Below are 8,727 nucleotides of genomic sequence, written 5' to 3'. Positions count from 1 at the left end.
CGCCCCTCACCGTGGCAGAAGTCCGGCGGCTCCTGGCAACTTGCCACCCACCCCTCGCCGCTGGCCAGCCCTTCCACAGCGCACGCGCGCTGAGAAGCTGTTGTCTTTTCGATCTTGAGAGATGCGCGTCGAACGGGAGTCCCGATCGGGTGGTCGCGGGGTGCTGGGCGCATACGGACAGGGCCTCCTGAACAGCTCGTTGGTGTCGAATCACCGAGCAGCAGGAGGCCCTGGTGCAGCAGTCTTGCGTGCCGATGGCCGGGCAGTCCAGTGCGGTCACCTGGGAGTGTGACTGTCTGGCTCACCGGTTCGGAACCGCCGCCGACAACGGGTTGCGCCAGCCTTGCTACCCGACGGACATGACGGACGGGGAGTGGGCCGTGGTCCGCCCGCTGCTGCCGGTGCCGGGCTGGATGCGTGGCCGGGGCGGCCGACCGGAGGCGTACTGCCACCGCGCGATGTTGGACGCGATGCGCTACCTCGTCGACAACGGGATCAAGTGGCGTGCGATGCCTGCCGACTTCCCGCCGTGGGACCGGGTCTGTACGTTCTTCCGCCGCTGGCGCGACCACTGGCTGGTCAAGGAGTTCCACGACCGGTTGCGCGCAAGGATCCGTGAGAGGGAGGGACGGGATGCGGAGCCGACGGCCGGCGTGATCGACTCGCAGTCCGTCAAGGCAGACGCCGTCGTCGGAACGGACAGCCGTGGCTTCGACGGCGGCAAGCTGATCAACGGGCGCAAGCGGCATGTCGTGGTCGACACGCTCGGTCTGCTGCTGGGGGTGATGGTCACCGCAGCGGACACCGGCGACCGCGCCGCCGCCCAGGTCCTGCTGCGACAAGTCACCGACGCGCACCACCGGTTGGAGCTGGTCTGGGCCGACGGCGGCTACACCGGCAGCCTCGTCGAGCACTGCCTCACCGTGCTCGCCCTGGTCCTCGCGATCGTCAAACGCAGCGACGACATGCGCGGCTTCGTGGTCCTGCCCAAACGGTGGATCGTCGAGCGCCTCTTCGCCCACCTGATGCGCACCCGCCGCCTGACACGCGACTTCGAGCGCCGCACCACCAGCGCCGAAGCGATGATCTACTGGTCGATGATCCTGCTCATGACCTGCCGCCTTGCCCGGCCACACCCGCAGCGAGCGTGAACCGGCCCGGCGCCGGCTCGGCCAGCCAACCGCGCGCGACCAGGCGTTTCGCCTTCGACCGCAGCGCCTCCACCCGCGCCGGCACCACGTCCATGCCGAACACCGCGGCCATCTCCTGGCAGGTCAGCGGCCCTTGATGAAGCCGGGCCCGGTCCGAGACCGCCTGCAGAATGCGCTGGTAGTCCACCGACAGCACCGACCAGGCCAGCCCCTCACGCCACACCGACACCTGCGACTTCGACTTCGCCGCGGCCGGCACCTGCGACGTCCTTCCGGTCTGCTCCTCGGCGGTCGGCACGGTCCCCTCGGCCGGGGCGTGGTCCTGCCCGCTCTCGTCCACGGGGGCCAACACCTCACCGACCCGCGAGCAGGCGATGGCCCACTCCTTCCATTCCCGCTCGGCCACGGCCAACTCGGCCTGGATGCGGTCGGCCGCCTCCCGCAGTTCGTCCACACGACGGCGAGCGCCCAACTCACGCTGTTCCAACAGCCCGACCACCGACGGCATCCACGACCTCCCGGAGAGCGACAGCACGACAGGCCACAACTCCCACGGGATCACCGACCCTACGCCCGACCAGCGGAAACGCAGTCCTCACGTCCGGAAAGACGACAGCTACTGAGATGGTCACACTGGCGCAGACGACGCCAAGCCGTCGCCCGCCACTGTCACTATCAGCGGCGGCTGCACACGATCGAGGGGCGGCCCGGGAAAGACAACACAGGCCGGTCATCAGCCCTCTACACTCACCCAAACTGCCCCTGAACAGGGAAAACGTCAAAGTGCTGCTGGAGTACTAGCCTGATTCGCTGTTAGATCTCAAACGCGGTCTCAGGCTTCAGGGCCATTAATTCGATCGAACCCCGCTCGATGGCTCTCAGACCACTCGGTGGGGCGCATCGTCTCCCCGCTCACATTCACGATGGTCCGCGTACCGTGTGCATATGTGGTGTTGCCATCGCGGCTACACACGCGGAAGCCGATTGTTGCCGATGTGCGGCCTATCCGCTCGGTCCAGAGGTGGACGGCGATTTCCCCATTGCCGATCAAAGGGAGGTCGAACACGATGGCGACTGCCTTCACGACGTAATGGGAAGGCACCGCCTCTTCGGATCTGCCGAACCCCAGGCTAAATGCGTACGTGTTGAAAGCACGTTCAGCCATCACCGTGTAACGACCGTTGTGCAGCATCCCGTACGGGTCAAGATCGTCGAAGTGAACATCCAGTGGGATCAAGACTCCGTAATTGACGGAATCGAATACGAGAGATGATGCAGTCGCGTCAACCACAAAAAGTCCTTTTCGTGCCGCTTCTTCGCCGGGCCCTCCCTGACTGTCGGGGAGGGCCCTTTTTCAGCCGCGTTCGCGGTGGGCGGCCTGCCGTGCGCCGGCCATGCCTCTGCGGGCTACTGAGCCTCGTCCGTCACCAGGGTCGTCGTCACCTTGACGGGGTTGGCCAGTGTGTCCCTGATCGGGGAGCGCTGTTGGACGAGCTCGGTCAGCTCCTGGAGCTGCTCTGCCGTCGCGTTCGGCGACTGCGCGTGGACGTCCACCCGGATCTCCTGTGCCCCCGGACGGACGGACTTGTCGATGCCGAGGAAGCCCTGGAGGTCGAAGTCGACCTGCAGATCCAGACTCAGAGAGCTCAGCTCGATGCCGCGCGAGGCCGCGACCGACGCATAGGTCACCGCGTAGCAGCCTGCCAGTCCCTGGAGGATGTACTCGCCAGGGTTTGCCGCCTTGTCCGTGCCGAGCAGCGCCGTGGGCTCGTCCGACTCGAAGGAGTACGTGGCGGTACGGCTGGCGATGGCTTCACCGTTCTGCAGGGGGGCGGTCGTGGTGCCCCGCTGGTGGGTCCCCCCACTCCATTCGGACTGGACGCCGAAGGTGACCTGGGCCAACTCTGGCTTGTCCCGGACCGCTTCCACGGTCTGGTTCAAAGCGTCCATGTCGACACCGTTGATCATCAATCTCTCCCTGTCGTCTTCTCATGTAATCGATCCAGCGGTCCTGGGTGGCGTCTTGATCTTGCACCCACTCGGATCGAACAGAACTGTCCGTTCGGTTGTCACACGGTAAAGGGCCCCGGCCGGACGTGTCAAACAGATCTGTTCGTTCGATACTGGTGGCATGGAGAAGAAATCAAGCACGGTGCGTGACCGGCTACTGGAGACTGCGGACCGGCTGTTCTATGCAGGGGGTATCCATGCGGTGGGCATCGACCGGGTGATCGCTGAGAGCGGTGTGTCTAAATCGACCATGTATGTCCATTTTCGCACCAAAGAGGATCTGGTGGCGGAGTACCTGCGCCGCCGTAGCGATGCCATGCGCATCCGCGTCACGCGGGAGGTGGAGGCTCGGGAACAGATGCCGGTGGAAGGGCGGATCCTGTCCGTCTTTGACGTGCTCCATGAGGTGATCTCGGAGCCCGGCTTCCGGGGCTGCGCATTCGCCAACGCGGCAGCCGAGTACCCCCACCATGAGAAGGTGCAGGAAGCTGTCGCGCATGACCGCGTCTGGCTGCCGGCTCTCTTCTCCCGTCTCCTGGATCCTCTTGGGGCGGAGGATGACCTGCTGGTGGCTGCGCTGGTGCAGGTATATGACGGCGCTAACGCAGCCGCTCATCTCGACCGATCGAAAACGAGCGCACGCACCGCCCGGAAGACCGTCGAACTGCTCCTGGCCGCCAGGGAGTCAGCCCCGACCGGCAGAAGGACTCGAGACGGGGGCCACTGACCATGCGCCGGCCCCGTTCCGAGACCCCGAAAATGAGCCCGGGCTTTGTCGTGCCTCCAGCGGTGAATGAGCACCCGGTGGCGCGCGCCCTCATAATTTTGAAGAGATGGCCCGCATTCTGAAAGCCCTCAGCCGCAATCCCATCGCGTACGAAACCGCCGTCCATGCAACAAAATTAGCGTGGCCGCAGTCATATAGCCTATATGGTTGATATTGAGTAGACGGTGCGTTGTGACCTGCCTAACAAGGGCAGTTGCGAAATTGACATCAGTGCGTTGCCCTTGATGCCCTCACGCGGCGCATCGGTTATGCCTCGGTGGTGAGCTGTGCATCCTTCGGCCAAAGTGTATGATCTGCCGAATCAGGCAGCTCTCCGTCGGTGAGCCCAGTGGTCGTTTCGGTCGCTCCCTTGGGAGAGGGATCGGTTGCCTAGTGTCACGCCGCCTCCAAGCCGCCTTAGTCGAGGGGGAGATCGAGCAGTACATTCTCGATGACCTCAGGCATGGCCGGATGGATCCAGTACTGCCCTTTGGCCATGGAATGGGCTTGCAGGCCGAAGGACGGGACTTGACCCAAGGCCGGGTAGTTAGCGTATTTCCGCTGGTGGCAAGAGGGTGGAGCGAGTTCTCGGGCTGCTGTAGGTGGCGGGGCCGGTCTTGGCGGTGAGTCCGTTTACGGCCCATGTCGAGTTGTCGGTACATCGTGCTGAGGGTGATGTCGCCGAGGTGGCGAGCAAGGTCGCGGGTGTGCCACTGGCGGTCGGGTTCTGCGTGAAGGAGGTCCAGGACGCGCTGTCTGCGCCGGTCGGCGGCCGGTGTGTGCCGATCGTCGTGCGAGACGGGGGGCAGGTCGGGATCGGGTTCGAGGATGGTGCCGTCGAGGTCGGCGACCAGGCGGCTTGTGGCGGGGCGGCCGTCGTCTTGGCGTTCGGTGTACCGGGAGACCGGTGACCTGACTTTTCGGGTGCTGATGCGGAGGCGCCGGTGCGGGAGGAGCCCGGCCAGGACCCGGGTGCCGATGACGCCGGTGGTGCGGGTGCCCAGGGCGCCGGGCTTGATGACGTCGGCGGCCTGGACCACGAGGTCGCGGGCGGTCTGGATGGCTGTGGTGAAGCCGCAGCCATCCGGGTCGGTGCCCGGCCGGTACTCGGCGGCCTCCGCCATCACGGTCCGAAGTGCCTGGCAGAGGGCGAGCAGGGCCCACATCTCCTGCTCGACTGCGACCGGGTCGCCTGAGCGCAGGACCCGGCCGTCTGTGGTCGTGTGACGCAGAGCAAAATACGCCGACTCGTGCTCCCGCTGCTGGTGGCAAAGGGCAACGAGGGCCGGGGCGGGATAACGACGGGCATCGGTCAGCGTCGTGACCAGCCGGTAGGAGTTGGTGAACGAGTAGTCGTCATAGGTCACGGTGATCCGCGCTTCCACGACGCGTACCGGGACGGTGCCGATGGCCGAGAGGTAGGAGCCATCGGTGAGTCGGCTCAGGACCGGGGCGCGTCGGTTGGCGCGCAGCCGGCCCAGGAACCTGGCTCCGGTGTCGTGCACGGCGGCGAGGAAGCGTTGGCGTCGAAACCCTTGTCCCACAGGACCAGCATGCCGGGGCCCAGGTGGTGCAGGAGCCTGCGAGCGTAGGAGGTCTCCCCGTCGCAAGCCCACCGAGCACGACCTGCCGTTCTCGACCTGGAGTCTGCCCAAGCTGGCGGACTTCCTGGTAGCGGAGGGGTGGTCGACGGCATCAGCAACGAGGGCCTGCGCATCCTGCTCCGCGAGGAAGGCGTCTCCTTTCAATGCATAAAGACCTGGTATACCTCTCGCGATCCCGACTATGCCGCCAAGAAGGCCCGCGTCGAACACCTCTACGCGACCGCCGACGGCGAGGTCATACCCGAGGACGGCGAACCCGAAGTCATCTTCTGTTTGGACGAGTTCGGTCCCCTCAACCTGATGCCGCACCAGAGCCGGCCGTGGGCCGAACACAGAGGCAAGCACAAGGACCCCAACCGGGAACCACGCCGCAGGCGGCGGGCGACCTACAGCCGTTGGGGCGGAGTGCGGCATCTGTTCGCCGCCCTGGACCTGGGCAAGGACAGGCTCTACGGCCACATCAAGCCGGTCAAGAGGCGAACGCAGTTCCTGGAGTTCTGCCGCTACCTGCGCAGCCTCTACCCACTCGCGGTCCGGATCGCGATCGTCAGTGACAACTTTTCCCCGCACCTGACCAGGAAAAAGTGCCAGAGCGTCGGCACCTGGGCGGCGGCGAACAACGTCGAGATGGCCTACACCCCGGCCAACAGCTCCTGGTTGAACCGGATCGAGGCCCAGTTCACCACCCTGCGCTACTTCACCCTCGACGGTACCGACCACGCCGACCACAAAGAGCAGGGCAGCATGATCCGGCGCTACATCATCTGGAGAAACCGCCAGGCTAACCACCTTCCGGGGGGAGAGCAGGGCACCAGGATCGGCGTCCGGGACTTCGGGGCCACGACGGTCGCCGACAGGTCGGCTTGCCGATGGTGGCAACGGCAGCCCGTGCTGCGCGGCCGACGCTCGCCGCCCGACGTCGTAGTTGCGACCCCGCTCCCTCCTCACACCTCCGGTACGGGCTGCGGCGGCGTCTCGCCCACGTAACGCGCACCTGGACGGATGATCTTCGGATCGGTGGCCTGTTCCAGGATGTTGGCGCTCCAGCCGACGACCCTGGCGACCGCGAACGTCGGGGTGAACATGTCCCGCGGCAGGCCGCACTGCTCCATGACGACGCCGGCGTAGAACTCGACGTTGGAGTGCAACTCGCGGCCCGGCTTGAGTTCGGCGAGGATCGCCTCCACGCGTTCCTCGACCCGCACGGCGAAGTCGATGAGCGGTCCGCCGAACGCCAGACCTGTGCTGCGCAGCATCCGGGAGCGCGGGTCCTCGGTGCGGTAGACCGCGTGTCCGAAGCCCATGATCCGCTCACCCCCGAGGACCCGCTCCCTGATCCATGGGTCGATCCGGTCGACGGTGCCGATCGCGTCGAGGGTGTCGAGCGCGCGGGCCGGCGCGCCGCCGTGGAGCGGGCCCGAGAAGGCGCCGATCGCGCCGACGAGGCAGGCCACCAGATCTGCGCCGGTGGACGCGATCACCCGCGCGGTGAACGTCGACGGGTTGAAGCCGTGGTCCACCGTCGCCACCAGGTACTGCTCGATCGCTTGCGCATGCACTGGGTCCGGCTCCGAACCGGTCATCATGTACAGGTAGTTGGCCGCATGTCCGAGGTCGTCGCGCGGCGCGAGCGGCTCCTGGCCACGGCCGATCCGGTGCAGCGCCGTCAGGATGGTCGGCACGACGGCAGAGGCGGCGAGCGCGTCCTCGGCGCGGCGTGCGGGATCGGTGTCGTACAGCGGGCCCAGGCCCGTGGCGGAGCCGTACAGCGACAGCGCGGTGCGCAGTCCGGCGAGCGGACCGGCCGCGGCGGTCGCCCGGGCGATCGTTGGGAGTGCCTCGGCGACCTCGTCCGGCAGGTGGCGCAGTGCGGCAACGCGGGTGGCGAAGGCGGCCGAGCGTTCCGCGTCCGGCAGCGTCCCGTGGAACATCAGGTGCCAGACGTCCTCGAAGCTCCGACTCGCTGCCAGTTCGATCGCGGAGTACTGGCGGTAGTGGTAGAAGCCCTCGGTTCCCCGTACGTCTCCGAGTGCGGTATCGGTGACGACGACGCCCGCCAGTCCTCGCGGTACCTCGATGGCCGCCTGCCGCGGCCTGGTGTCCGACATGATCTCTCCTTCGCGATGTGATTGTGATGGCTGTGCATGGTTGAGGGCGCCGGCAGCCCTGCAGAGGGGCACGGCTGACCATGTGCGACCAGTGCGACGGCTCGGAGCGAAGCGGCAGCCCCGCCAGGCTGGTGTCTTGGCTTCCGGTAGCCCCGCTGGTCGTGGTTGTCGTGCTCGCCGACCTGGTCGCATGGCTGGACATCGGGTTGACCGTCTTGTGCGCCGACCATGCGATGGCTTGCTCCGACCACATCGCACGACTGCGACATGTCGGCGGGAGCAGCCGCCGGTGCCGGGGGAGCGCCCTGGCAGTGCTACTTCTTGAGTCTGCGGCTTCCAGCGTGCCAGTCCTCGGTCTTGCCCGTCTCCTGCGCTGATACGCCGAACGACGGCAGCTGCGGCCGCTCGCGCAGGCTGCGCTTGAGTTCGGCGAAGCCGGGGAAACTGGCGAGGCCGGTGACGTGATCCCACAGCACCCCTGCCTGCTCCTCGTCAGGCAGTCGGCTGATCACCGGTCCGAAGAAGGCGATGCCCTCCGGCGGCTCGAAGTGCACAATCGGCGTACCGACATCCTTGCCCGTCAGCGACAGCGCCTCGTCGGACTCGGCCTGGATCTCGGCATCTCGGGTCGTGTCGTCGAGTGCGTCGACGAGCGAGGTCGGCAAGTTGGCTTCGGCGAGGGCGTCGGCGGCGAGGTCGGGGGTGCCTTGCCAGCCGGGGGCCCGGCCTTCGTCGGGTCCGGCCTCCATGACGCGCGCGCCGTAGGCCGCGTAGAGCGGGCCGATCGCCTCGCGTCCGTGCTTCTCTCGTGCCGCGGACGCCACTCGCAGGAGCCGCAGGCCCGCGGTGTGCTGGGCGTGGTACTCCTCAGGGAAGTGGGTGTCGTAGTCGATGTGGGAGTTGATCAGACGCAGTGAGATGAACCGCCAGTCGACGGTGTAGTCGCGCTGTGCCTGGACGATCCGGATCCACTTGCTCGTCATCCAAGCGAACGGGCAGACGGGGTCGAAATAGAAGTTGATGTCGGCGTTCTTTGCCGGAGTCATGTTCATGCAGTGTCCTAGGTCGACTGGCTTCGCGATCAGATC

The 8,727-nt window shown here is 66.4% G+C and carries 8 protein-coding genes and 1 pseudogene; 3 read left to right on the top strand and 6 right to left on the bottom strand.

The annotated features are described in order from the left end of the window. Positions 1-233 precede the first annotated feature (233 nt). On the top strand, positions 234-1,151 hold the full coding sequence (locus ACFXI4_RS39455; RefSeq protein ID WP_385000928.1) for an IS5 family transposase: 918 nt from the start codon (positions 234-236) through the stop codon (positions 1,149-1,151). On the opposite strand, the gene ACFXI4_RS39450 is transcribed toward ACFXI4_RS39455, so the two are convergent. From ACFXI4_RS39450 to ACFXI4_RS39440, 3 genes are all read right to left on the bottom strand, one after another. Beyond that, a complete protein-coding gene (locus ACFXI4_RS39450) occupies positions 1,108-1,659 on the bottom strand; it encodes a hypothetical protein (protein WP_385000925.1) in 552 nt (183 codons plus the stop codon). The two genes, ACFXI4_RS39455 and ACFXI4_RS39450, sit on opposite strands and share 44 nt — an antisense overlap. A gap of 324 nt (positions 1,660-1,983) precedes the next feature. Continuing rightward, positions 1,984-2,442: an acyl-CoA thioesterase gene (locus ACFXI4_RS39445; RefSeq protein ID WP_385000922.1), complete on the bottom strand. Its 459-nt coding sequence runs from the start codon at positions 2,440-2,442 to the stop codon at positions 1,984-1,986. A gap of 116 nt (positions 2,443-2,558) precedes the next feature. Then, positions 2,559-3,119, bottom strand: coding sequence for an OsmC family protein (locus tag ACFXI4_RS39440; RefSeq protein WP_385000919.1), 561 nt, complete (start codon positions 3,117-3,119; stop codon positions 2,559-2,561). A gap of 163 nt (positions 3,120-3,282) precedes the next feature. Between ACFXI4_RS39440 and ACFXI4_RS39435 the strand changes: the two genes are divergently transcribed. Continuing rightward, positions 3,283-3,888 (top strand): TetR/AcrR family transcriptional regulator, encoded by a 606-nt coding sequence (locus tag ACFXI4_RS39435; RefSeq protein WP_385000916.1) that lies wholly within the window; start codon positions 3,283-3,285, stop codon positions 3,886-3,888. A 290-nt stretch (positions 3,889-4,178) separates the two neighbouring features. On the opposite strand, the gene ACFXI4_RS39430 is transcribed toward ACFXI4_RS39435, so the two are convergent. Beyond that, positions 4,179-5,432: a hypothetical protein gene (locus tag ACFXI4_RS39430; protein ID WP_385000913.1), complete on the bottom strand. Its 1,254-nt coding sequence runs from the start codon at positions 5,430-5,432 to the stop codon at positions 4,179-4,181. A gap of 100 nt (positions 5,433-5,532) precedes the next feature. Here ACFXI4_RS39430 and ACFXI4_RS39425 point away from each other — a divergent pair. Further along, positions 5,533-6,314: pseudogene (locus ACFXI4_RS39425) on the top strand (transposase); the annotation flags it as partial. A gap of 161 nt (positions 6,315-6,475) precedes the next feature. On the opposite strand, the gene ACFXI4_RS39420 reads toward ACFXI4_RS39425, so the two are convergent. Together ACFXI4_RS39420 and ACFXI4_RS39415 are read right to left on the bottom strand one after the other, a co-directional pair. After that, positions 6,476-7,639, bottom strand: a complete 1,164-nt coding sequence (locus ACFXI4_RS39420) for a citrate/2-methylcitrate synthase (protein ID WP_385000910.1) — start codon at positions 7,637-7,639, stop codon at positions 6,476-6,478. A gap of 314 nt (positions 7,640-7,953) precedes the next feature. Further along, positions 7,954-8,691, bottom strand: coding sequence for a hypothetical protein (locus tag ACFXI4_RS39415; RefSeq protein ID WP_385000907.1), 738 nt, complete (start codon positions 8,689-8,691; stop codon positions 7,954-7,956). Between the last annotated feature and the right edge of the window lie 36 nt (positions 8,692-8,727).

The organism is Streptomyces sp. NPDC059224, assembly GCF_042754285.1.
Lineage (GTDB): Bacteria > Actinomycetota > Actinomycetes > Streptomycetales > Streptomycetaceae > Streptomyces.
This window is presented reverse-complemented; position numbering and strand designations above follow the sequence as displayed.